The organism is Actinomadura rugatobispora (assembly GCF_055379765.1).
Map to the genome: position 1 here is coordinate 9892471 of NZ_AP029191.1, position 24765 is coordinate 9917235.

Annotated in this window: 19 protein-coding genes; 9 read left to right on the forward strand and 10 right to left on the reverse strand. The window is 70.8% G+C overall.

Translation table 11 applies throughout. The features are described 5' to 3' along the window. Nucleotides 1-12: 12 nt before the first annotated feature. From ACZ466_RS44485 to ACZ466_RS44510, 6 genes are all read right to left on the reverse strand, one after another. Nucleotides 13-906, reverse strand: a complete 894-nt coding sequence (locus ACZ466_RS44485; RefSeq protein ID WP_378282216.1) for a 2-hydroxy-3-oxopropionate reductase — start codon at nt 904-906, stop codon at nt 13-15. Further along, nucleotides 903-1709, reverse strand: a complete 807-nt coding sequence (locus tag ACZ466_RS44490) for a hydroxypyruvate isomerase family protein (RefSeq protein WP_464041934.1) — start codon at nt 1707-1709, stop codon at nt 903-905. Before ACZ466_RS44490 ends, ACZ466_RS44485 begins: the two co-directional genes overlap by 4 nt. After that, nucleotides 1706-3058 carry a (Fe-S)-binding protein gene (locus ACZ466_RS44495; RefSeq protein ID WP_378282214.1) on the reverse strand — a complete coding sequence of 451 codons (1353 nt, stop codon included), beginning with the start codon at nt 3056-3058 and terminating at the stop codon, nt 1706-1708. The genes ACZ466_RS44490 and ACZ466_RS44495 overlap by 4 nt, the downstream gene beginning before the upstream one ends. Next, nucleotides 3055-4239, reverse strand: a complete 1185-nt coding sequence (locus tag ACZ466_RS44500; protein ID WP_378282213.1) for an FAD-binding oxidoreductase — start codon at nt 4237-4239, stop codon at nt 3055-3057. The genes ACZ466_RS44495 and ACZ466_RS44500 overlap by 4 nt, the downstream gene beginning before the upstream one ends. Continuing rightward, complete coding sequence (locus tag ACZ466_RS44505; protein ID WP_378282212.1) at nt 4236-5717, reverse strand: FAD-linked oxidase C-terminal domain-containing protein; 1482 nt, start codon at nt 5715-5717, stop codon at nt 4236-4238. The genes ACZ466_RS44500 and ACZ466_RS44505 overlap by 4 nt, the downstream gene beginning before the upstream one ends. A gap of 88 nt (nt 5718-5805) precedes the next feature. Next, a complete protein-coding gene (locus tag ACZ466_RS44510) occupies nt 5806-6495 on the reverse strand; it encodes a GntR family transcriptional regulator (RefSeq protein WP_378282211.1) in 690 nt (229 codons plus the stop codon). A gap of 185 nt (nt 6496-6680) precedes the next feature. On the opposite strand from ACZ466_RS44510, the gene ACZ466_RS44515 reads away from it, so the two are divergent. Together ACZ466_RS44515 and ACZ466_RS44520 are read left to right on the forward strand one after the other, a co-directional pair. Continuing rightward, nucleotides 6681-7721 (forward strand): helix-turn-helix domain-containing protein, encoded by a 1041-nt coding sequence (locus tag ACZ466_RS44515; RefSeq protein ID WP_378282210.1) that lies wholly within the window; start codon nt 6681-6683, stop codon nt 7719-7721. 255 nt (nt 7722-7976) lie between these two features. Further along, nucleotides 7977-8948: an alpha/beta hydrolase gene (locus ACZ466_RS44520; RefSeq protein WP_378282209.1), complete on the forward strand. Its 972-nt coding sequence runs from the start codon at nt 7977-7979 to the stop codon at nt 8946-8948. A 152-nt stretch (nt 8949-9100) separates the two neighbouring features. Here the strand turns inward: ACZ466_RS44520 and ACZ466_RS44525 are convergent, their stop codons facing one another. Together ACZ466_RS44525 and ACZ466_RS44530 are read right to left on the reverse strand one after the other, a co-directional pair. Further along, on the reverse strand, nt 9101-9949 hold the full coding sequence (locus ACZ466_RS44525; RefSeq protein WP_378282208.1) for an enoyl-CoA hydratase/isomerase family protein: 849 nt from the start codon (nt 9947-9949) through the stop codon (nt 9101-9103). Between the two features lie 84 nt (nt 9950-10033). Continuing rightward, nucleotides 10034-11623 (reverse strand): AMP-binding protein, encoded by a 1590-nt coding sequence (locus tag ACZ466_RS44530; RefSeq protein ID WP_378282207.1) that lies wholly within the window; start codon nt 11621-11623, stop codon nt 10034-10036. A gap of 176 nt (nt 11624-11799) precedes the next feature. Between ACZ466_RS44530 and ACZ466_RS44535 the strand changes: the two genes are divergently transcribed. Continuing rightward, nucleotides 11800-13353, forward strand: a complete 1554-nt coding sequence (locus tag ACZ466_RS44535) for an AMP-binding protein (RefSeq protein WP_378282206.1) — start codon at nt 11800-11802, stop codon at nt 13351-13353. A 52-nt stretch (nt 13354-13405) separates the two neighbouring features. Here the strand turns inward: ACZ466_RS44535 and ACZ466_RS44540 are convergent, their stop codons facing one another. Further along, nucleotides 13406-14374, reverse strand: a complete 969-nt coding sequence (locus ACZ466_RS44540; RefSeq protein WP_378282205.1) for an NADPH:quinone oxidoreductase family protein — start codon at nt 14372-14374, stop codon at nt 13406-13408. Nucleotides 14375-14580: 206 nt separating this feature from the next. Between ACZ466_RS44540 and ACZ466_RS44545 the strand changes: the two genes are divergently transcribed. From ACZ466_RS44545 to ACZ466_RS44555, 3 genes are all read left to right on the forward strand, one after another. Continuing rightward, nucleotides 14581-15663, forward strand: coding sequence for a Zn-dependent alcohol dehydrogenase (locus ACZ466_RS44545; RefSeq protein WP_378282204.1), 1083 nt, complete (start codon nt 14581-14583; stop codon nt 15661-15663). A gap of 378 nt (nt 15664-16041) precedes the next feature. Then, nucleotides 16042-17790 (forward strand): N-acyl-D-amino-acid deacylase family protein, encoded by a 1749-nt coding sequence (locus tag ACZ466_RS44550; RefSeq protein WP_378282203.1) that lies wholly within the window; start codon nt 16042-16044, stop codon nt 17788-17790. 177 nt (nt 17791-17967) lie between these two features. Next, on the forward strand, nt 17968-19467 hold the full coding sequence (locus ACZ466_RS44555; RefSeq protein ID WP_378282202.1) for an aldehyde dehydrogenase: 1500 nt from the start codon (nt 17968-17970) through the stop codon (nt 19465-19467). A 519-nt stretch (nt 19468-19986) separates the two neighbouring features. Here ACZ466_RS44555 and ACZ466_RS44560 read toward each other — a convergent pair. Then, the gene (locus ACZ466_RS44560) at nt 19987-20823 is read right to left on the reverse strand and encodes a GntR family transcriptional regulator (RefSeq protein ID WP_378282201.1); all 837 of its coding nucleotides are present in this window, start codon (nt 20821-20823) and stop codon (nt 19987-19989) included. Between the two features lie 456 nt (nt 20824-21279). Between ACZ466_RS44560 and ACZ466_RS44565 the strand changes: the two genes are divergently transcribed. From ACZ466_RS44565 to ACZ466_RS44575, 3 genes are read left to right on the forward strand one after another with little or no spacing between them, the layout of a single operon-like run. Further along, nucleotides 21280-23703 (forward strand): CaiB/BaiF CoA transferase family protein, encoded by a 2424-nt coding sequence (locus ACZ466_RS44565; RefSeq protein WP_378282200.1) that lies wholly within the window; start codon nt 21280-21282, stop codon nt 23701-23703. Between the two features lie 34 nt (nt 23704-23737). After that, nucleotides 23738-24241: a DoxX family protein gene (locus tag ACZ466_RS44570; protein ID WP_378282199.1), complete on the forward strand. Its 504-nt coding sequence runs from the start codon at nt 23738-23740 to the stop codon at nt 24239-24241. Beyond that, complete coding sequence (locus ACZ466_RS44575) at nt 24238-24708, forward strand: VOC family protein (RefSeq protein WP_378282198.1); 471 nt, start codon at nt 24238-24240, stop codon at nt 24706-24708. The genes ACZ466_RS44570 and ACZ466_RS44575 overlap by 4 nt, the downstream gene beginning before the upstream one ends. The last annotated feature ends 57 nt before the right edge of the window (nt 24709-24765 follow it).

Here is a 24765-nt window from a genome sequence, read left to right on the forward strand (position 1 = left end):
CCTCGGAGTGGTTCAGGTTCGGGGGGTGCCGGGGCGCCCGGCGAGTTCTTCGGTCAGCTTGAGCAGGCCGGAGTGGTCGAGACCGCCGTCACCGCGCGCCACCATCGCGGCCACCAGCTGGGCGACGACGGCGCCGAGCGGCGTGACGACCCCTGCTTCGCGTGCGGCGGCCGAGACGATCCCGAGGTCTTTGTGGTGCAGGGCGAGCCGGAAGCCCGGGGTGTACTCACGGCGCAGCATCCCGGCGGCCTTCCGGTTCAGTACGGTGCTGCCCGCCAGGCCGCCGCCCAGGACCTTGATGGCGGCCTCGGCGTCGACGCCGTGCGCGTCGAGGAAGACGATCGCCTCGGCGAGCAGCTGGATGTTGCCCGCGACCATGAGCTGGTTGGCGGCCTTGACGGTCTGCCCGGCCCCGGCCGGACCGACGTGCACGATCGTCTGCCCGAGGGTCTCGAGCACCGGCCGGGCGGCCTCGACGTCGGCCGTGTCCCCGCCGACCATGATCGACAGGCTGCCCTCGACAGCGGCCGGTTCGCCGCCGCTCACGGGTGCGTCGAGCACCCGGACGCCCGCGTCCGCGCCCGCGGCGGACAGCGCGCGGGCGACGTCGGGACGGATGGTGCTCATGTCGATGAGCAGCAGGCCGGGCCTCGCGTGCTCCAGCACCCCGTCGTTCCCGAGGACGACCGCCTCGACATCGGGCGAGTCGGGCAGCATGGTGATCAGGATGTCGGCGTCGCGGACGGCGCCCGCCACGGTGCCGGCGGCGCGCCCGCCCCTGGCGACCAGGGCGTCGACGGCGGCGCGGCCGCGGTTGTGGCCGACGACGTCGAATCCGGCGTCGACGAGGTTGGCGGCCATCGGGCCGCCCATGATCCCGAGTCCGATGAATCCGACGGTGGTCATGCGCTGCTCCGCTCTGACGGGGGTAGCCAGCCGAACGGGTCGGCGGTGGCGGGTTTGTACTCCAGGCCGATGTGACCGGTGAAGCCCAGCCGGTTCAGGTCGGCGATCCACGTGATGAGCGGCAGCTCACCGGTGCCGGGTTCGCCGCGGCCGGGGGCATCGGCGATCTGGACGTGGCCGATGCGGTCGAGGTGCCTGGTGATCGCCTTGTCCACGTCGTCGCCGTTGACCGACAGGTGGTAGAGGTCGGCCAGCAGCGCGACGTGCGCGGCGCCGGCCGCGTCGGTGCGCAGGAGCACGTCGTGGGCGTCGCCGAGTGTGCGCAGTGGGTAGCGTTCGGCCCCGCTGATCGGCTCGAGAAGCACCCGCGCGCCTGTCCGCGCCGCGGCGGCGGAGGCGAGCGCGAGGTTCTCGACGGCCAGTTCATCCTGCTCGCGGGGATCGGCGCCGTCGATGCGGTTGCCGTAGAGCGCGTTGAAGCCGGTGGTGCCCAGGCGTCCCCCCAGCCCCACGGCGACGTCGATGTTGTCGCGGAACTCGACGGCGCGTCCGGGCCAGGACACCACGCCCCGGTCACCGCCGGGCATGTCCCCGGCGAAGAAGTTCAGCCCGGTCAGGGTCACGCCCGCGTCGATGACCGCCGCCGCGAAGGCGTCCACCTCCCGGTCGCCCGGCACGGCCTCGGCGAACGGCCACCAGAACTCGACGGCGTCGAAGCCGGCCGCCCTCGCGGCGGCCGGCCGCTCCAGCAGCGGGAGGTCGGTGAACAGCAGCGAGCAGTTGACGGTGTAGCGGGGTCTCATGCGAGCTCTCCCTTCGAAACGGGCTCCACGCCACGGATCGAGGCGTCGAGCAGTTGAACCGGGTGGACGACGGGCACGCCGGCGTCGAGGTGGCGGCGGATCTGCAACAGGCAGCCCGCGTTGGAGGTGGCGACGACATCCGGCTTCACGGCCTCCAGGTTCGCCGCCTTCCGGCGGCCGAGATCCTCGGCGGTCTCGGGCTGAACGAGGTTGTAGATGCCCGCCGAACCGCAGCACAGCTCCGCCTCGGCGATGTCGTGCACCTCCAGGCCGGGGACGGTCGCGAGCACTTCACGGGGCTGGCGGCGGATGCCCTGGGCGTTGGCCAGGTGACAGGCGTCGTGGTAGGCGACGCGTGCGCGGACCGGATGCCGTGGCGCCCGTGGCGGAAGCTCGGCGAGCACCTCGCTGACGTCACGGACCCGCGCGGAGAACGCGGCGGCTCGCCCCGCCCATTCCGGGTCGTCGCGCAGCAGATCGCCGTACTCCTTCAGCGTGGAGCCGCAGCCGGCCACGTTCGCGACGACGGCGTCGAGCTCGTACCGCTCGAAGAGGGCGATCGTGGCGCGGGCGCGGGCGAGCCCGTCGTCCTCGTGACCGGCGTGCACCGACAGCGCCCCGCAGCACTGAGCGCCGGGCGGCACGGTCACGTCGCATCCCTCGGCGGCCAGCACACGTACGGTGGCCGCGTTGACGTCACCGAAGAAGACGCGCTGTGCGCATCCGGCGAGCAGGCCGACACGCATCCGGCACGCGCCGACGGCCGGCGTGAACGCGGCGGTACGGGCGAACAGCCCGCGTACGGTGACCGGTGGGAGCAGCGCCTCGGCCGCCCGCAGGCGCGGCGGCAGCACCCTGATGATCCCGGATCGGTGCGCCAGCGCCCGCAGGCCGAGCCTCCGGTAGAGGAGCCCGCCGAGGGCGGCCAGCCGCAGGCGCCGCGGGTAGGGCATGACCGCGAAGATCAGCGCACGGAAGAGCCGGTCGAGCCGGGGTCGCGGAACATTCCGCTCCACTTGCGGGCGCACCGATTCGATGAGCTTGTCGTACCGGACGCCGGACGGGCACGCGGTGACGCAGGCCAGGCAGCCCAGGCAGGAGTCGATATGGGCGCCGAACGCCTCGTCGAGGCCGATCTCGCCGCGCGCGGCGAGATCCATCAGGTGAATCCGTCCCCGCGGGGACTCCATCTCCTCGCCCGTGACCTGGTAGGTCGGGCAGGTGGGCAGGCAGAACCCGCAATGGACGCAGTCGTCGAGCAGGTCACGCCGTGGCGGGTGCCGCAGGTCGAACGAGCCCGGCGCGTCATCGCCGCCCGCCGCCCCTCCGGTGGTGCTCTCCGCTGTCATGGCGATGCTCCTTCCAGGGCGGGGAACCAGGGGGCGAAGCGACCCGCACCGAACCGCCCGTCCGGGTCGAACCGCTGCTTGACCGCGCGCATGACCCCGACCGCTGGAGGCGGCGGACCCCAGGCGGGCACGTCGGCGGTCAGCCCGTCGCGGCGTCGCACCGATGCGGCGCCGTCGCGGGAATGCACAGCGGTACGGATCGCATCGAGCACGGCGGCGTGTGCGCCCGCCTCCCCGCCCCGCAGCCGGACCGTGTGAACCCCGACGCCCACCGACCCCGCCACCGCGACGTCGACGCCGTGGGCGACCCCGATCCGCTTCGCCTCCCCGGCCAGCTCCACCGCGACCGTGGGAAGGGCTCCGAACCGGAGCACGGTGTCGCCGGGGTCGCCCAGTGCTATGCGCGCGACCTCCCGCCACGCGTCGTCATCGACGACCTCGCCGGCACCCGCCAGAGCGCGGACGGCGGCGGCGCGTTCGCGGGGACCCCCGGCCGCGCCCTCCAGCCGCACCAGGAGACGGCCCTGACACCATTCGAGCGCTGCGGGCTCCACCCCGCCGGCGACGATCCGTGACGCCGTCACGGCCGCTTCGGCCAGGTCGACCGGCACCGCGACGGTCACGTCGGACTCCGGCACCGGGTGCAGCCTCACCACCACCTCGGCGACCACGCCGAGCGTGCCGAGCGAGCCGTGGAACAGTTTGGCCATGTCGTAGCCCGCGACGTTCTTGATCACATGGCCGCCGGAACTCGCCACGGTGCCGTCGGCGAGCACGACCGTGATCCCGATGACGAGGTCGCGCAGGATCCCGTACGTCTGCCGGGCGGGCCCGCCGTCGCCGGTGGCGAGCAGGCCGCCCACCGTGGCGCCGTCGCGGGCCGGATCGAACGCGACCCGCTGGCCGTGCGGGGCGAGCCGCGCCCGCAGGTCGCTCAGCGGCGTACCGGCCCGGAGGGCCATGGTCATGTCGGCCGGGTTGTGCGCGAGCACCCCCGTCATCGCGGTCATGTCGAGCAGGGCGTCGGCGGGCTCCGGCACACCGCCCCAGTCGGCCGCCGACCCGGTGCCCGCGACGAGCAGCCGGGGGTGGGAGCCGGCGCTGTCGGCGACGGCGTCGCGCAGCTCTCGCAGGCTCGTGGGGCGCAGCGTCGTGGCCGGGGTCGCGAAGGCGGCGCTCACAGCCGCTCCAGCAGGCCGGCCGCCTCAAGCGGGTGCGGCTTGTACACGCCGGGCTTCTCCCCGCAGAGCCGCGGCGTCGGCAGCAGCTTGCCGGGGTTGCAGATCCCCTCCGGATCGAACGCCGACCGCAGGGCGGACATGGCCGCCAGGTCGTCGGCGGTGAACTGCCGGGGCATCGAGCAAACCTTGTCGGCGCCGATCCCGTGCTCGCCCGACAAGGATCCGCCCAGGTCGACGCACAGCTCCGCGATCGAGGACGCGAGGTGTTCGGCTCGGTCGTGCTCGCCGGCGGCCTCGCTGTAGAGGACGAGCGGGTGCAGGTTCCCGTCGCCGGCGTGGAAGACATTGGCCACCCGCAGCCCGGCCTCGTCGGCGAGCTCCCCGATCCGGGTCAGGGCCTCGGTGATCCGGGTGCGCGGCACGACACCGTCCTGCACGAAGTAGTCGGAACTGATCCGGCCGACAGCGGCGAAGGCCGCCTTGCGGCCCTTCCAGATCGCCGCGCGCTCTTCCGGAGACTCCGCGACGCGCAGCTTCGCGGCGCCGTGCGCGCGGCACAGCTCCCGCACCCGGGTGAACTGCGCGTCGACGTCGTCGGCGGGGCCGTCCAGCTCGACGATCAGCGCGGCCGCGACCCCCCGGGTGTAGCCGGCCGCGACGGCGATCTCCACCGCCTCGATCGCGAGCGTGTCCATCATCTCCACCGCCGCCGGGACGATCCCGGCGGCGATGATCGCCGTGACCGTGTCCCCCGCCTGCCCGGTGGTCGGGAAGTCGGCCACGACGGTCCGTACCGCCGCCGGACGGGCCAGCAGCCGCACGGTGATCGCCGTGGCGATTCCGAGCGTGCCCTCCGATCCGATGAACGCGCCCAGCAGGTCATAACCGGGCTGGTCGGCGGAGTCGCCGCCGAGCGTGGTGATCGCGCCGTCGGGCAGGACGACCTCGATCGCCTGCACGTGATGCACGGTGAAGCCGTACTTCAGGCAGTGGGCGCCGCCGGAGTTCTCCGCGACGTTGCCACCGATCGTGCACACCTGCTGGCTCGACGGGTCGGGCGCGAAGTAGAGCCCGTGCGGCGCGGCGGCACGTGTGATGTCGAGGTTGGTGACACCCGGCTCGACCACGGCGCGCCGGTTCACCGGGTCGACCTCGCGCACCGCGCGCAGCCGCTGCAACGAGATCACCACCCCGTCCTCCGTCGGCAGGGCCCCGCCGGACAACCCGGTGCCGGCGCCCCGGGCGACGAACGGGATGCGGTGGCGGGCGCAGATCCGCACGGCGGCGGCCACCTCCCGCGTCGTGCGCGGCAGCAGCACCAGTGACGGCACGACCCGGTACCCGGTCAGGCCGTCGCATTCATAGGACCGCAGCGCGAGCGGGTCGTCGAGGACCGCGTCGGCGCCGATCGCCTCGCGGAACTCGGCCAACGCCAGGGGCACGGCATCCACCTCCACCTCGGGAAGCTGCTCAGACATGATTTGCATGCGACTGAGATACAAGTTGTGTGCGGACGATAGCCCCACCCGCACCACTTCGGCAAGACGGGTGCGGAGAGGATTCGGGTCAGGTGGCCGGGTCGATGGCCAGGGCCGAGGCGGGCTCCATGCCCATGCCCAGCGCCGACACGGTGCCCATGAGATGGACGCGCACGGCCTCGAGGGCGGCGGCCGTGTCGCCGTCGCGCACCGCGTCGGCGATCCGCGCGTGTTCGATGAGGATGGTGGCGACCCGTCGCGGGTCGCGCGCGGCCGACTCGTGGACCATGCGGACCTGCCGGTCGCGCAGCGAGGCGTAGAGCCCGCCGAGGAAGGTGTTGTCGGCGGCCTCGAGCAGTTCCGTGTGGAAGATCCGATCCGACTGGAAGAACTCCTCCATCCGGCCGGCATCGCTCATGGCCCGCTGCTGGTCGAGGTGGTCCCCGAGCTTGTCCGCCACCCCGGCGCGGGCCGCCCCACCGAGCCGGATCACCTTCTCGACGGCGAACCGCTCACAGACCAGGCGCGCCTCCATCACCGAGCGCATCTCGGCCGGCGACACGGGAACGACCAGCGCCCCGCGCTGCGGGTAGAGCCGCAGGAAGCCTTCGGCCTCCAGCCGGATGAAGCTCTCCCGCACCGGTGTGCGGGACATGCCCAGCGCGGTGGCGACCTCACCCTCGCTGATGAGCTCGCCCCCCGGGAACGCGCCCGTCATGACCCGGGTCTTGACGTAGTCGTAGGCGCGGTCGCTCGCGCCTTGCCGTCCCGCGGGCATGCCGTCCTGCTTCCGTCTCGAAACTCGACATCGTCGTGGCGACTGTACCGGTCATCGCGGATGGCGGCCCCGCTGCGGACCGTCCGCCGCTTCTTCTCATCGCGTGTGGCCGATGTGTACCATCGGCGCACCTTCACCGGCTGGACGCCCGGTCGTGAGGTGGATGTGACGGGAGGGGGTCCCGAGTGCGCGAACTGGCCGGACGACTGCGTTCGGTGGATCCAGGTGCCGGTGCCGCGCTGCAGGTGATCGCTCACTTCGACGCGCTCGTCGAGGCGCGCGCCGGCCTGGAGGCGACGATCCGTGCCGCCGCGGTGCTCGCGGGCTGCCCTACCGGCATGGTCCACCCCGGGTACCGCCTCCGGGTACGGGTACTTCCGGACGGACGGCGGGCTGACGGCGAGCCCACAGGCATCATGAGACCGCTGTCAGCCCACCAGGACGATGCCGTCGTGTGGCTGGAGCGGCCGGGCGATGACTCCGTGGCCAGGGAACGGAGGGAGTTCGACACGATCCTCATCGATCGTCTTGCCGCCACGGTCCGGATCGTCCTGGACCGCACCCGGTCGGGCGCACCGGCGTTCGACCCCGCCTCGGTCGAGCTCGTGGTGGACGCGGCCGTCGACGAGAGCACCCGCCTCACCGCGGCCCGCCGCCTCGGACTGCCGCTGGACGGGTCGTTCGCCGTGAGGGTCGGCGTCGGCGGCCCGTGCGGGCGGGAACAGGCCCTCACGGCACGGCTCGGTGATCTCGACGTCACGATCGAGCCGGCCGGGCGGAGCGGCGAACCGCTCGCGCGTCGCTCCGCGACAGGTCCGTCCGTCGAGCTGCGGGATCTTCCCTTCTCCTACCGCCAGGCACGGCTGGCTCTCCGGTTCGCCGGCGCCGACGCGGACGAACCCGGGCCGTCGCACGTCGAGGCGTCCGTATTGGGCGGGATGCTGGCGCTCGCGGACGGTTGCGACTCACCGGCCGCGATCGCCGAAGTGACCCTTCTCGACCGTGTCCTGTCAGCGCACGGGTGGGCGCTCGCGACCCTCACCGCCGTGACGACCGAATCCAGTCTTCGGGGCGCGGCGGTCGCGCTCCACGTGCACCACTCCACGCTTCAGAGCCGGGTGGAGCTACTCGATCAGGCGCTGGGCTACTCGGTCGTCACCCCCCACGGACGGACGCGGCTGACCATCGCCCTGGCCCTGCGGCGACTGCGCCGCAACCGCTGGTAGTCCTCGAACGCCGTGTGGTGCGCCTTCTGGCGCCGGGGCGGCGATGGCTCGATCGTGCCGCCATCCGCCCGCAGGGCCAGGCGCTGCCTATAATTCCAGGTCAGACCGCGCGAGCGCGGTCGAAACCGGTCGTCACCGGCTCTGGCGCCGCCCCGCCGTCGACCCGCCGTTTGGCGGAGAACAACCGCCGGGCGACGGCTACGGCTCACCCACCGGGAGCCTTAGCGTCAGCCACAACCCCGACGAGGAGTTGCCATGACGAGGACCCACCCCCCGTTCGATCCCGAAGTAGCCGCGGCCCTGGTGGCGGTCAACGAGATCCTGCCGTCGTCCGTGACTCCGGTCCTGATCGGACGACTGCGCGAGATGACCGAGGCGGGCCACACGATGAGCCTGGAGAAGATCCGGGAGCAGGTGGACGCCGAGGAGCATCTGGTGCCCGGACGGGCGGGCGACCCGGACGTGGCACTGCTCGTCATGCGTCCCAAGGGCACCGACCCCGAGATCCCGCTGCCGGGCATGTACTTCATCCACGGCGGCGGGATGATCGCCGGCGGTAACCGCGCCGGTATCGACTGGCCGCTGGAGTGGATGGAGGCGGTCCCGATGGTGGTGGTCAGCGTCGACTACCGGCTCGCCCCGGAACATCCCTACCCCGCGGCCGTCGAGGACTGCTACGCCGGGCTCCGATGGGTCGGCGAGCACCTCGGCGAACTCGGGATCGACCGGGACCGGCTGCTGGTCGCCGGGGGCAGCGCCGGAGGCGGCCTCGCCGCCGCCACGGCCTTGATCGCCCGAGACCGGGGAGGCCCTCGCCTGAGCGCGCAGATGCTGATCTGCCCGATGATCGACGACCGCGCCATCACCCCGTCGAGCACCGAACTCGTCGGTGAAGGCGTCTGGGACAGCGTCTCCAACTCCACCGGCTGGTCCGCCCTGCTCGGTCCCGCCGTCGCAGGGCCCGGCGTCTCCCCCTACGCGGCGCCTGCCCGCGCCACCGATCTGTCCGGACTGCCGACGGCCTTCATCGAGGCCGGATCGGTCGAGACCTTCCGCGACGAGTCCGTCGACTACGCCTCGCGCCTCTGGCAGGCGGGCGGTCAGGCCGAGTTGCACATCTGGCCCGGCGGCTGCCACGGCTTCGACAACATCATCCCCGAGGCCCCGATGTCGCGCGAGGCCCGCGCGGCCAGGCTCAACTGGCTACGCCGCGTACTCGCCGAGTGACCCCGCCGCCGCCCCGGAGCCGGATGTCGCGTCCCGCGCGCGCAGAGCGCTGATCAGCGATGACGTGGCCGGGTGCCGAAACCGCTCCCGCGCGGGGATCGACATCGATCCCCGCGCGGGAGCACCGGGCGGTTCAGACAGGATCGGGAAGGTCAGTGCTGATCAGCGCCATAGACCGCGCGCTGCGCCGTGCCCGTGTGGTTCTTCGCGCTCTGCTCCTCGAAGTCCGGGGCGTAGGCGTTGGTCCGGTACTTCGCCTCACGCTTCTCCAGGAACGCGCGGTCTCCCTCGTCGAAGTCGACCGAGTGCATGTGCTCGTCCCAGTAGCGCTCCCAGAGTTCCTTGACCTCGGTCGACATGGGACGGTCGGCATGCTTGCGCAGCAGCTCGCGATGCCGCCGAATGATCGCGGGCGGGAGGACGAGGAGCTTCTGGGCCCACTCCCTGGCCGTGTCCATGAGCTGGTCGTCCGGGACGACGGCGTTCGCGAGTCCCAGCTCGTGCGCTCGCCGGCCGCTCATCCGGTAGCCCAGCGCGACCTCCATCGCGACCGCCCGCGGCAGACCCAGGTTCCACCCCAGCTCCCACGCGCCCAGGAGGCTGCGCTGAACCTCCGAGAGCTCGAAGACGGCGGACTCGGCGCAGATCACCAGATCGGGGAACGCGAGCGCGAGCAGCATGCCCCCGCCGAACGCGTAGCTGTTCACCGCGCTGATCAGCGGCTTCGTGAGCCGGCTGTAGTAGAACAGGTCGGGCGAGGGGAAGCCCGCGTCGTGCGGCCCCTCGGGGTCGTCCCACCGGGTCTCCTTGATGTCCCGGCCGGCGCAGAAGTTGCCCTCGCCCGTCAGGATGCCGACCGCGACGTCGGTGTCGTTCTCGAAGGCCTCGTACGCGGCGCGGAGATCCCTGCAGAGATCGCGACCGAGTGCGTTGCGCCGGTCCGGACGCCGGAGCGTGATGACGGCGATTCGGCCTTCCTTCTCGTAGGTCACGTACGCCATTGCTTCCTCCAGGCTCGGCCAACTTGTCATGACAAGTTGGCATATGGGGTGGGAATGGTCAAGGGGCTGCGCCGGCGGCGCCGCTCAGATACCGGTCATCGTGGTGAAGAGCCGCGATCCGGGGTAGCCGCCGCCCCCGTGCTCGCGATCGAGTGCCTCGTAGTCGATTCCGGCGTTCTTCATCGGCAGCGCCGGAGCGAACCGGACTTCGCGCGGGACCTTGTACCCGGCAAGGTGCTCCAGCCCGTGCCGCACGAGCTCGTCAGGGGTCGTCGTCATGCCCGGCTTCACGACGACGATCGCCTTCAGCGTCTGCCCGCCGGCGTCGGCGGCCGGAACGCCGATCACACCGGCGTCCGCGACGGCCGGGTGGCGGCGCAGGCACGCCTCGACCTCGGCGGGGTAGATGTTCTCGATACCCGACTTGATCAGCCGGCCCCGGGGGCCGAGGAAGGTGATCGAGCCGTCGGCCTCCCTGCGGCCGAGGTCGTTCGTCCAGTGCCATCCGTCGTGCTGGCGGCGGCCGTTGAGCTCGGGGCGCCGGTGATACCCGGTCATGATCTGCGGACCGCGGACCGCGATCTCGCCGATCTCGCCGGGCGCGACCTCGCGCCCGTCCTCGCCGAAGAGTCGCAGCTGGGCGACCGGGCTCGGCCGGCCGTGCAGCCCGGCGACACCGGCCGCCGCCGTCGTGATGAGACCCGTGACCTCGGTCTGCCCGTACTGCGAACTGCTGTTCGGACGGTGGTGCGGGTCGGGCGTGGTCATCGCGCTCCAGCCGGCGTTGCCCGGGCGGGAGCGGAGGGACGAGAGGTCGTAGGCCGCGTGCTCGTTGAACGCGATCACCGCGCTGAGCGTCGGTTCCATGATGAGGGCGCCCATGCACCGGTACCGCTCCACCGCCGCGCAGATCAGCTCGGGATCGGCGCGCGGGACGAACACGTTGGTCCCGCCCAGGTGCAGCGTGGCGAGGGTGTTCCACAGCACGCCCATGCGGTACATCGGGCCGCAGTTGAGGTAGACGTACTCCTCGTTGATGCCGGTCTGGTTCGCGACCACGAGCCCGTGCAGCATGATGCCGGTCTGGCTGAGCAGCGCTCCGTTGGGCCGGCCGTCGAACGCGCCCGTGTACATCAGCAGGAGTGGTTCGTTCGGGTCTACGTAGCCTTCCGGGTCATGGGCCGAGGCGCCGGCCAGCAGCCCTTCGTAGGAGTCCGCGCCGGCGCCGTCGTGCTGGATCCACCTGGCTCCGCCGTCGCGGCGTTCCCGAACGGCGGCGACCTTCCGCTCAAGCTCGGAGGACTGCCAGAAGACGATGCCCGGTTCGGCGTCGTCGATGACGAACGCCAACTCGTCCGCTTCGGTCTGCCAGTTCACCGGGCACACGACCGCACCGCACTTCGCCGCCGCCAGGACGCACTCGAGCAGGCGGTGCGAGTTCTGGCCGAGCCAGACGACACGGTCGCCGCCGGACACGCCGGACGCGCGGAAGACGTCGGCCAGCCGGTTGACGCGGTCGTCCAGCTCCGGGTAGGTCAGCCGCTCGCCGGTGTCGCTGACGACCGCGGTCTGTCGTGGGTGGCTTCGCCGATTCTGCCGGAGGACGTCGCCGAAGGTCAGCGAATGGATCATCAGATGGCCTTCGACGATGTCGATGTCGGGGTCGGTGGTCATGCCCGGGTCTCCCCTCAGTCGGCCCGGTCGTGTCACGCCAGGTGCGGGACGCCGTCCTGCCCCAATTATACGAACGCTGATAGTATATCGCCGGTCCCCCCGTCCTGACGAGGGGATATGCCGACGTGGCCGCCGAGCACCGGCTCTGTGTGCCGCCCCTGAAGGGAGACCGAAGGATGGCTGAAAGGCTCCGGACACTGCCTGAGACGTTGGCGTGGCGCGCGGTGGAGACTCCGGATCGGGTGTTCCTGCAGACGACCGACGGAGCGACCGTCACCTATCGCGAACAGCACGAGGCCGCCTTGGCCGTCGCCGGCGCGTTGCGGGAGGCGGGCATCAAGGCCGCCGACCGGGTCGTGTCCCTGCAGGACCTGCATCCGGTCGCGTTCGCCAACTGGCTCGGCATCGCCCACCTGCGCGCGTGGGACGTGCCCGTGCACACCGGTGCGAGCGGCGACGCCCTCGGCTATGCGATCCGCAACGTGGAAGCCGAGACCGTCGTCGCCGACAGCGTCTTCCTCCCGAAGCTCGCCGAGATCGCGCATGAGCTCCCGCAGCTGCGTCTGGTGCTGGTCACCGACGACGGACCGATTCCCGACCTGCCGTTCGAGGTCGTTCGACAGTCCGAGCTGGCCGGCGCGAAGCCGCTGGAGGCCGCCGATCCGCCGAAGCCGTGGGACGTGGCGACCGTCGTGCACAGCTCCGGCACGACGGGCCCGGCGAAGGCGATCATCGTGCCGTGGGGGTCGTTCAGTGTCCAGGCCGTGCGCATGTGGCCGATGGAGGACCTCACTGAGGACGACGTCTTCTACACCTACGCGCCGACGTACTACACGGCGTCGAAATGCTTCCCCGAGATGATGGCGATGCTCGGCGCCCGCTGTGTGCTGCAGCCCCGGCTGCGGGTCGAGACGTTCTGGAACGATGTGCGGAAGTACGGCATCACGACCTCGATCGTCTATCGGGAGCAGGCGGAATTCCTGCTCAGGCAGCCGGAGACGCCGCAGGACGGGCGGACCTCACTGCGCAACGTCATGATGATCCCGGTCTCGCCGCTGCACCGGGAGTTCCGGGATCGGTTCGGCGTCCGCGTCTGCACCGGCTACGGCCTGTCCGAGGTCGGGAACATCACGACGTCGTCCGGCTGGAACACCGACAACTGGGCCAGCGTCGGCAAGGTGACGGCGGGCGCGCCCGGCTGGCGGTATCGCGTCGTCGACGCGTTCGACTACGAGGTCGCGCCCGGCGAGGTCGGTGAACTGGTCGTGCGCGCGGACGAACCCTGGTCGGTGAGCCTGGGCTACTACAACATGCCCGAGAAGACCGCCGCCGCGTGGCGCAACGGCTGGTTCCACACCGGCGACGCGGTGCGCGAGGAGCCGGACGGCGCCATCCACTGGGTCGACCGGTTCTCCGACCTGCTGCACCGTGGCGGCGCGCCCATCGCCTCCTACGAGATCGAGCGCTATCTCAACGCGCACCCGGAGGTGTCCGAGTGCGCCGCGGTGTCCGATGACACCGGGCCTTCCGGTGAGGACATCCGCGTGTTCGTGGTGCGGACACCGGACGCGAAGATCTCGATCGAGGACCTGCGGGCGTTCGCGGCATCGAGCATGCCGGGCGAGCTGGTGCCGGAACACCTCGAGTTCATCGACGCCCTGCCGCGTACGCAGGCCAGCAACCGGATCCAGAAGGCGGCGCTGCGCGCGCGTCCGGCCCGACGGGCCTGAGGTCCGGTCCGGCCTCAGGCCCGTCGGGTCTGAGGCCGGACGGCCCGGCCCGCTACGGGACGAGCACGGTCTTCCCGACGGCGCGGCGGTCCAGCAGATCGGCGAGGACGATTCCGGCGTCCTCGAGCGGCCGCTCGAACGGCGCGACCGGGTGCAGGGCGCCCTGAACGACGGCGTTCACCATCTCCTCCACCAGCGACCGGTTGGCCTGCGGGTGCCGGGTCACCCAGCTGCCGCGCTCGACACCGATGACGCTGCGGTTCCGCAGCAGCACGAGATTCAGTGGAATCCGGGCGATACCGGCCGGGAATCCCACCACCAGGAAACGCCCGTGGAAGTTGAGCGCGCGCAGTGCCGCCTCGGACAGCTCTCCGCCCACGACGTCGTACACGACGTCGACGCCGTTGCCGCCGGTGAGTTCGCGGGCGGCCGCCTTGACGTCCTCGGTCAGCGGGTCCAACGCGGCCTCGGCGCCCATCGAGAGGGCGAGGTCGCGCTTCTCCGCCGATGACGCGACGGCGATGACCCGGGCTCCGAGCGATCGGGCCACGTCGACCGCCGCCAGTCCCACGCCGCCGCCGGCGCCGGTCACGAGCACGACCTCGTCCGGTCGCACCACGGTGCTTCGAGTGAAGGCGAACCACGCTGTTCCGTAGGCCTGGAGGAACGACGCGCCGCGGGCGAAGTCCAGTTCCCGGGGCAGCCGCACCAGCTTGGTGTCGTCGGCCAGGGCGAACTCGGCGAATCCGCCGTGGGCGGCGGCGAAGACCCGGTCGCCCGGTCGCCATCCGGTGACGTCCGCGCCGACCGCGTCGACGACGCCGGCGACCTCGCCTCCCGGTACGAACGGGGGAGTCCGCGGGACCTGGTACCCGCCCGAGACGAGGAGCGCGTCCACGAAGCCGGCGCCGGCCGACCGCACCGCGATCCGGACTTGCCGCGCACCGGGATCCGGTACCGGCCGATCTTCGACGGCGAGGTTCGCCACGGGCCCCAGTTCACGACAGACGACAGCGCGCATGCGCCGATCATAACCCGATAAGCTAGCGGTGTTCGTTTTTGTGCGCGGGATCGGTCCAGGTCTGCTTGTAGGCATAAGTTGGACCCTCTTGACACTACAAGTGATGCGTCCTACGTTACGGCCACCACCGTGCGCTGCGCCCCGTCGGCGGCGACCACCGCGCCGGCGGTCCGTCACCGTGAGAGGTCGGGATGAAGGCTGCACTCATGTTGAAGCCGGGGTCGCTGGACATCACCGACGTCGCAGTCGACAAGCCGCTGCGCGACGAGGTGCTGGTCCGTACCCTCGGCTCGGGTCTCTGCCACAGCGATCTGCACGTGATCGATGGCGACTACGGCGCGGCCGGGCTGGACGCGCCCGGCGGCATGCTCTTCGGCCATGAAGCCTCAGGGCTGGTGGAAGCGGTCGGCGAGGACGTCACATACGTGCGGCCGGGCGATCACGTCGTGACCTTCCCGCTCCAATACTGCGGGCACTGCGAGTACTGCCTGCGCGGCAGGCCCACTCTGTGCACGGACTCGCCGGGCGCCCGCTCCGCGTCGGCCCCGCCGCGGTTGACCCGGCAGGGGCGGCCCGTCTTCCAGTTCAACAACCTCGGCGGCTTCGCGGAGCAGATGCTGGTGCACGAGCACGCGCTGGTGAAGATCGACCCCGAGTACCCGATGGATCGCGCGGCGATCATCGGCTGCGGTGTGGCGACCGGATTCGGCGGCGTCGTCAACACGGCCGCGGTGCGGGCCGGCTCGGCGGTCGCGGTCATCGGCCTGGGAGGGGTCGGGCTCGCGGCCGTGCAGACCGCGTCGCTCGTGGGTGCCGGACAGATCATCGCCGTCGACACCGAACCGGCGAAGCTCGACCTGGCGCTCGAGCTCGGTGCTTCGCATCGCGTCGATGCGTCATCGGCCGATCCGGTGGGCGAGGTGCTGGAGCTGTCCGGCGGCGGGGTGGACTACTCGTTCGAGGCGATCGGGCTGAGGACCACGGTCGAACAGTCGGTGCGCATGCTGCGCCGAGCGGGGATCGCGACCGTCCTCGGCATCGCCGTCGGGCAGCGCATCGAGCTGGACGGCGGCCTGTTCGTCCACGAGCGGCGTCTGCAGGGAAGCCTGATGGGTTCCTGCCGGCCCCGCACCGACCTGCCGCGCATCGTGGAACTCGACCTGGCCGGGCGGCTCGACCTGCGGAGGTTCATCGATCGGCGCATCGCGCTCGAGGAGATCAACGACGGCTACGACGCGATGCGCCGCCGCCGGATCGCCGGGCGCCGGGTGATCACGTTCTCTCAGTGAGACGGTGCCGGGCGGCGGCGGCCGTGCCGCCGATCCGGCGCACCTCGTCGGGATGGAGCACCTCGATGTCGGGACGGTCCCTCGGGCAGGCCGGAGTTCTCGGTGACTTCCGCCCGCAAGGGACGGTTGACCACTACAGGTCGGTCGAGTCGCGACCGGGACCGGCCACGCCGGTCCGGTGCCGACCGATCTCCTCGGAATGCTTCGAGACCGGTATAAGCCCCCTGGCCGGCGGCTCGTGTGTCGGCGTACCTGTACGGACAAGTAACTGCTGCTAGCGGCGTGATCACTGCAAATCTGCGGACATCCTCTTGCGCCTTGTACGTACAAGTTTTAGCCTTTGGTCACCAGCGCCACCCCCTGGAGTGTGAGGATCACATGGCGAAATTCGACACGATCATTCGCGGCGGCACCGTCGTCGACGGCACCGGGCTGCCGAAGTTCGAGGGCGACATCGGCATCAGGGACGGGAAGATCGCCGCGATCGACGGGCTGCGCTCGTCGACCGCGGAGAAGGTGATCGACGCGGAGGGCCTGATCGTCGCACCGGGCGTCATCGACGCCCACACCCACTACGACGCCCAGCTGTTCTGGGACCCGTACTGCACGATCTCCGGCTGGCACGGCGTCACGAGCGTCGTCATCGGCAACTGCGGATTCGGCTTCGCGCCGTGCCGCCCCGAGGACCGCGACCGGTCGATGCTGTCGATGACCCGCAACGAGCAGATCGGGCTCGAGGCGATGCAGCAGGGGATGCCCTGGGACTGGACGACGTTCGGAGAGTTCCTCGACTCCGTGAACCGTACGCCCAAGGGCGTGAACGTGCTGAGCTTCGCCCCGCTCTCGCCCTTCATCATCTACGCGATGGGGTCGTACGCCGAGGCGAAGAAGCGCCGCCCGAACGAGAAAGAGCTGAAGGAGATCTGCCGGCTGCTGGACGAGGCGATGGAGGCCGGGGCGTGCGGCTGGTCGGTGCAGCGCATGGGCGAGCACTCGATCCAGCCGGACTTCGACGGCACTCCGATGGTCACCGACATCATGACCGACGAGGAGGGGTACGCGTTCGCGCGGGTGCTGAAGGAGCGCGGCGAGGGGACGATCCAGCTGACCTACGCGCCCTCCGGTGACAAGAACGCCGAGGACTTCTTCGACCTGCCGGCCGTGGAGTACTGGGTGGAGAAGCTCGCCGAGTACTCCGGCCGCCCGGTGCTTCACAACACGCTCCTCGCGATCGACGGCAAGCCGGATGTCCACCGGCACGCGATCGAATGGCTCGAGCAGTGCCACAAGAACGGGCTGAACGTCTTCGGCCACGCGGACACGAACCGGAACTTCCAGCAGTTCAACTTCGAGACCTGGAACGGGTTCGATATCGCGCCGGCGTGGAAGGCCGGGCTGATGGGCAGCCCGGCCGAGCGCCTGGCGAATCTCCGCAACCCCGAGATCCGCGCGAAGATGCTGGCGGACAAGCCGTGGCTCGCGAGCATCGAGGGCATCGGGCTCAAGATCGAGCGGATCGAGGTGCTCGCCACCGGCGGGTACCCCGCCCTCGACGAGTACGTGGGGAAGAACCTGGGTCAGATCGGGGCGGAGCAGGGCCGCGATCCGCTCGAGGTGATGCTCGATCTCGCCGTCGAATCCGAGCTGAAGGTGACCCTGCGCACCCCCATCGTCCACACGCCGAACGCCGCGTACATCGCGGAACTGCTCCGCTGCGGCTACGCGCTACCCGGCATCTCGGACGGCGGCGCGCACATGAAGTTCTTCGTGGGCGGCGGGTACAGCACCGACCTTCTGACCTGGATGGTCCGGGACACGGGGCTGCTCAGCCTTGAGGAGGCGCACCACTACCTCTCGGCGCTGCCGGCTCGCGTGAACGGTTTCAAGGACCGCGGGACGCTGATCGAGGGCCAGGCCGCGGACATCATCGTGTACGACCTCGCCGGCCTGAAGCAGGTTCCGGAGGGTCTGTTCGAGACCCGCAACGACCTGCCGGGCGGCGACTGGCGCCGGGTGCGCTGGGCGGAGGGGTATCACTACACGATCGTCAACGGCCAGATCACCTTCAAGGACGGCGTCGCCACCGACGCGCACCCGGGCAAGCTCCTTCGCCATGGCCGCGCCTGACCGGCGTCCGGACCCCGACGGCGGGCGCGGTGCCCCCGCGCCACGTCGGCAGTGCGAACCCGAAGCCGGATCCACATCGGTGCCGGGTCGTCCACCCCGCGCGCTCCGCTCACGTCCGGAGCCGGGCGCGCGGGGGGACACCGTGGCTGAATCGGCCGTATCCAGAGGAGAACAGGCATGACGCTGACGAACGACGCGGCTGCACCGGTTCGTAACGCAAACCGCTTCTACATCGGGGGAGAGTGGGTCGCTCCCTCGTCCGATTCGGCGTTCGACGTGATCGACTCGAGCACGGAGCAGCTGTACTTCCGCGTGGCCGAAGCGCAGGCGCCCGACATCGCGCGGGCCGTCGACGCCGCCCGCCGGGCGTTCGACGAGGGGCCGTGGCCGCGCCTGACCCATGCCGAGCGGGCTGAGTACCTCCGCGCCATGGCGGCCCAGTTCAGGGAGCGCATCGAGGACTTCGCCCAGATCTGGCCGCGGGAGTCTGGTGTCGTCCACACGGCGGCGCTGCATGTGGGTGAAGCGGCCGCGGGCATGTTCGAGTACTACGCGGAACTCAGCGGCACCTACCCGTTCGAGGAACCCGTGATGCCGACGGCCGGCGGCGAGTTCGGCCTGCTGGTACGCGAGCCGGTGGGAGTCGTCGGGGCGATCATTCCATGGAACGGTCCGCTCGGACTGATCGCGGCCAAGATCGCGCCGGCGCTCCTGGCGGGCTGCACGATCGTGCTGAAGTCCTCGCCGGAGGCGCCCGGCGAAGGGTACGTCGTCGCCGAGATCGCCGAGGCCGTGGGGTTGCCGCCGGGGGTGCTCAACGTGGTGACGGCCGATCGGGAGGTCTCCGAGCTGCTCGTCCGCGACCCGCGCGTCGACAAGATCACTTTCACCGGCTCGACGGTGGCGGGACGCCGCATCGCGTCGCTGTGCGGCGAGCGCGTCGCCCGCGTCACCCTCGAACTCGGCGGCAAGTCGGCGGCCGTGGTGCTCGACGACTACGACGTGGCGGCGGCGGCCGCCGTGATCGCCGGCCAGGAGTGCTTCCTCTCCGGGCAGGTGTGCTCATCGCTGACGCGGGTCGTCGTCACCAGGAGGAAGCACAACGCTCTGGTCGAGGCGCTGGCCTCGATCTTCTCCGGCATCCAGGTCGGCGACCCGTTCGACCAGGCGACGCAGATGGGGCCGCTCGCGCTCCGGCGCCAGCGCGATCGGGTCGAGGGCTACATCGCCAAGGGCGTCGATGAAGGCGCGAAGCTCGTCACGGGCGGTCGGCGCCCGCGGCATCTCGACCGCGGCTGGTACATCGAGCCCACGATCTTCGGGCAGGTCGACAACCGGTCCACGATCGCGCAGGAGGAGATCTTCGGCCCGGTGCTGAGCGTCATCCCGGTCGAGGACGAAGCGGAGGCGGTCGCGGTCGCCAACGACACGATCTACGGGCTCAACGCGTCGGTCTTCACCGACGACGTCGATCGTGCCCGGGGGGTCGCCCGTCAGATCCGGTCCGGGACGGTGGGCCACAACGCCTGGCGCTCGGACTTCGGAGTGTCGTTCGGCGGGTTCAAACAGTCGGGCATCGGGCGCGAGGGCGGCAAGGAGGGGCTGCTGCCCTTCCTCGAGACCAAGTACATCGTGCTCGAGGGCCGTCCGAAGGGATTCGAGGAATCGGTCGTCTGACCACCGGAACGGAGGACCGGCGCGCTCTGGGAACGCCCGGGCGCGCCGCCCTCCCGGGGTACACGGAGCAAGGCGGTAGTGGGATGAACGCGGTACCGATGGGGCGCCCGTACAGCGGGCAGCGCCTGGCGAGCAGCGTGAGCGACACGAACATCGTGGTGCTCGATCCCGGCTCGGCGACCGAACCGCCGAGTTCCGGCGGATCCCCGATGCGTCCGGGGCGCTATCTCCCGTGCAGTCTGCCGGCCACGCGAAGAACCGAGCCGGTCGACACGGTGTCCGGGTCGGTGTACGAGGATCCCGCTACCGGCCTGACGGTGTTGTGCACGCGGTCAGGAGCGGGTGCTCTCGCGGTCCATGGGCGCGAGCTGGTGATGGTGCCGCGCACTGTGTATCGACTTCGCGCGGACAACGTGAGGAAGCAGTAAGCGGCGGACACCGCGCGTGCCGACTGAGTCGGCGACGGCCATGGACCTGTGGGGACCGACGGCGCCGACGGTGGATCCGGGCGGGCCGGTTTCAGTCGGTCGCCCGTTTGCGCCCGCGTTCACGGCCCTTGGGGGGTGAGACGACGTTGAAGCGATGGAAGAGGCTGAACCGATCCGCCGGATAGATCTCGTCGGTGAGCTCCATCAACCCGATCTTCTCGGCGTAGAAGCGGTGGATCACCCGCAGGCCGGGTTCGCCGGGTTCGCACCCCAGCCGCCGGGCGATCGCCGGCGGGATGAGCATCGCCGACGAGGTCTGATCGATGTGGGACAGCGCCAGGCCGTAGCCGGCGCAGATCGGAGCGAACAAGACGATCGACGACGGGCCGTGCAGCGAGTCGACGATCTCGCTGTACGGATGCCTGATGTACACGGTGGTGAACGCGATGGGCAGGCGGGTCTGGACCTGCCGCGGCGCGAACCCGGCCAGGTGGCCGCCTTCGGCCCGCTCCCAGTGCAGGCCGGACGCGGAGCGGTACATCTCCGGATCGGGGATGTCCAGCTCGGCGGCCTTCTTCGCCGACATGCCCCGCTTGTTCGGGCGGTAGTCGACGATGTTCTCGGCGGCGTACTGCCGTGTCTCCTCCTCCGACCCGAGCGAGAGGGTGTACCCGCGCAGTCCCGCCGCGATCACCTTGCGGACCGCACCCTGCTGCCGTGAGACGAGACCTTCGAGTTCGACGAGCCGGAACGCCTCGCGCACGGTCGTGCGGCTGACGCCGTACAGCTCGCACAGCTCGTTCTCGGACGGCAGTTCGTCCCCGACGCGGAGCCGGCCGCCCTCGATCGCGCTGATCAGATCCGCGGCGAGCTGCCGGTACCGCGGGATCTTCGCGTTCCAGGGCGACTGCCAGTCGTCCGAGGACAAGGGGCGGCCGGCCTTTCGGCCTTTCGGGCGCGCCTCGGCGGGATCGTTCTCTGCTCGGGCACGGTCACCAGGCGATGAGGGCACCGCTTCAGTATGCCGCGCCGCAAGACCATTCCGGCTCACGGCAGAGGTGCCGGGGCCACCGCGAAGAACCCGCGCCGAGCAGCGGAGGCGCCCGGCGGGTCGTGTCTGGGGTGCATGCGTCGACCTCCGGTGTCTGAATCGCGCGTAGCGGGACTTCGGTCAAGCCTTGACCTGACCGGGGAACCATGCAACTTTAGCACTTGTCATTACATGTATGAGTTGGCGGCCGGGGCGTCCCCCGTCGAGAGCGGCGCACTGACTCGTTGTTTCGGGCGGCCTCCAGGGTCCGCGCCGACACTGGAGCGGGCAACGCAGGCGTCTGACCGGTAGTGACAAGTCACGTGACGAATCCTCTCCTTGCGAGGTGGTCTGATGAGCGTGCCGTCTGTCGGAGCCCTGCCGCTCCACGGTGTACGCGTGCTGGAGATGGCGGACAAGGCGGAGATGTGCGGCCGGTACCTTGCCGACCTCGGTGCGACGGTCATCAAGCTCGAACCGCCGGGGGGCTCGTCGTCTCGCCGCAGGGGGCCGTTCCACGACGGGATGAGCATCTCGTTCGCGGTCCGGAATGCCAACAAACAGAGTCTGACGCTCGACCTGGCGGACGCCGGCGACCGCGGCCGATTCGAGGCGATGCTGGCCACGGTCGACCTCTGGATCGAATCGACCGCGCCGGGCTCGCCGGCCGCGGCGGGCCTCTCCATCGCCGAGCTGCGCGCGCGCCACCCGCGGCTCGTGGTGCTCTCGGTCACCGACTTCGGCCAGACCGGTCCCTATCGCGACTGGGCCGGGAGCCCATGGGTGCACACGGCGATGTCCGGATACCTGAGCCGGTCGAGGATCGGCGACCGGTACCCCCTCATGCCACCCGCCGCCCTGCCGGCGGAGGCGGCGGCCGTCCAGGCCTCGTTCGCGGCGCTCGTCGGGCTGTGGAACGCGATGGAGACGGGAACGGGCGACCACATCGACTTCTCGCTCCTGGAAGCGACCGGGCAGATCCTCGATCCCGCCATGGGCATGGTCGGCACCGCATCGGCCGGAGCCGATGTGGGTGTCGCCGCGACGACACCGGCCCGCCGACGCCCTGCGCCGGACATGTATCCGATCTTCGAGTGCGCTGACGGGTTCGTGCGGGTGGTGCTGCTCAGCCCGCGGCAGTGGCGGGCGATGCGCTCGTGGCTCGGCGATCCGGAAGACCTGATGGACGACGCCCTGGACGCGATCTTCACACGTTTCGCGCGGGCCGGCGAGATCCGCCGGCACGTCAGCCTGCTGTTCAAGGGCAGGTCGATGGCCGAACTCGTTCAGGAGGGCCAGGCTCGCGGCGTGCCCTGCGCTCCGGTGCTCGGTCCGGAGGAGGTCGTCTCGACCGGGCATTACCTCGAAAGGCGGGCGATCGCGCGGCACGAGATAGCCACGGGAGTGGAGGCGAGCGTCCCCACCGGGTTCGTCGAGTTCAACGGCTGCCGCCTCGGAATCCGGACGCGCGCGCCCGACCCCGGCGAGCACAACGCACCGCTCCTGACGGAACTGACCGATGCCCGAGCGACAGGCGCGCCCGTCGCCACCGCCGGCGCCCCGCGCCGCCGGCCACTCGGTGGAATCCGGGTGCTCGACCTCGGCGTCATCGTCTACGGAGCCGAGACCGGACGGCTCTTCGCGGACCTCGGTGCCGACGTCATCAAGGTCGAGAATCGCGCCTACCCGGACGGGGCACGGGTGGCCCGGGGCGGGATGATGAACGCGAACTTCGCCTCGGGGCATCGCGGTAAGCGCAGCATCGGGCTCAACCTGCGCAGCGACCGTGGAAGGACGCTGTTCACGGCACTCGCCGCCGAGTCGGACCTCGTCCTGTCCAACTTCAAGCCGGGCACGCTCGAGTCGCTCGGGCTCGGCTATGACACCTTGGCCCAGGTCAATCCCGGCATCGTGATGGTCACGAGCAGCGCGATGGGAAGCACGGGCCCCTGGGCGCGCTGGATGGGCTACGGCCCGCTGGTCCGATGCGCGTCCGGGCTGTCCAGCCTGTGGCGGTACCCCGACGGTCCCTCGGCGTTCGCCGACGGCAACACCGTGTATCCGGATCACTACGCCGCCCGCGTCATGGCGGCGGCCGGGCTGGCCGCGCTCATCGCGCGGCGCCGTACAGGCCGGGGGGCTCACGTAGAAGGGGCGCAGGTCGAGGCGATCCTCATGCAGCTGTCCGAGTTCGTCGCCCTCGAGAGCCTGCGGCCCGGCGCTGTCAGCGCGAAGGGGAACCGCAGCGACGAGGGTGCCCCCTGGGGCGTCTACCCGTGCGCGGGCAGCGACGAGTGGTGTGTCATCACCGTGCGCGGCGACGAGGAGTGGGCACGCTTCTGCCAGGTGGCGGGGCTGGCCGACCTGGCTGATGAACCGGCATTGCGCACGACCGCGGGGCGCCTGCGGAACCGGGAGCGGATCGACGCCCGTGTCGGCCTCTGGACGTCGAACCTTGAGCCCCGAGCCGTCCAGCACCTCCTGCAGGCGGCCGGCATCCCTGCCGGAGCCATGGTGAGGGCGACGGAGCTGGGGGACGACCCCCATCTCTCCGCGCGCCAGTACCTGAAGCAGCTCCGGCAGCCAGGGCTCGGACCGCTCATCGTGGAGAACGCGCCGTTCTTCTCCGAACGTATCGACCCGCCGCCGCAGGTGCCGGCGCCCGAATTCGGCGAGCACACCCGCGAAGTCCTGACCGAGGTGCTCGGCCTCGCTCCCGGCGAGGTCCAGCGGCTCATCGACGAAGGTGCCGCGGAGGAGGGGACGGCGTGCCGCTGACGCGTACCGCAGTGACCAAGGAGAGAGTGTGCCTGTGAACTCGGCGGCTGACCTGTCGCTGCTCATCGTCCGTGTCTCGGTCGCGATCGTGTTCGTCGCCCACGGCTACCACCACATCGCCCTCGGCGGGAAGATCGCCGGGACGGCCCGCTGGTTCGAGGGCCTCGGGATGCGGCCGGGCATCCTGCACGCCTGGTCGGCCGGCCTGACCGAGATCAGTGCCGGGACGCTGCTCGCCCTCGGCGCCCTCACACCGGTGGCCTGTGCCGGGATCATCGGCACGATGGTCGTCGCCTGGGCCACGAACCACCGCCGGAACGGCTTCTTCGTCTTCCGGCCCGGTGAGGGCTACGAGTACGTGATGGTCCTGACGTTCGTCGCGGTCGGGCTCGCCGGCGTCGGCGCGGGACGGTGGTCCGTCGACCGCGGGCTCGGCTGGTTCGATCCCCCCGGCTGGCCGGGCTTCTTGACGGCGACGGTTCTCGGATTCGGCGGTGCGGCCGCGCTGCTGGCCACGTTCTGGCGGCCCGCGCGATGATCATCCAGCCCTATTTCCACCTGGCGCTCTCTGTGGCGAGCATCGAGGAGGCGATGGCCGACCTCGCGTCGACGGGAGTGCGGTGGCGGGACGTCCTCGACTATCCGCTGTGCGTCTTCCACGGCGGTCGGAGAACCGATGTCCGTATCCGTTCGGTGTACTCGTCCGGGCCTTCGCCGGCCATCGAACTGTTCACCGTGGAGGAGGGGACGCCCTTCGATCCTCTGGTGGAGGGCTCGCGGTTCCACCACATCGGTGTGTGGACGGACGCCTTCTCCGCCGACGTCGCCGACCTGCAGGCACGCGGATGGGAGCTCGCGGCGACCGTCGCGGACGACCAAGGCCGGCCGAGCCGGTTCGCGTTGCACCGGACACCGTTCGGCTTCTATCTGGAGGTGGTGGACCCGAGATGGGCGGGACGGCTGCTCGGTGATCTGCTCCCCGAAGAGCTGCGAAAGCAGGCGTAGTGGGCGGGATGGCGCAGATGACTGCTGTGGTGAGCCGACGCCGGTCGGTGTCGCGCG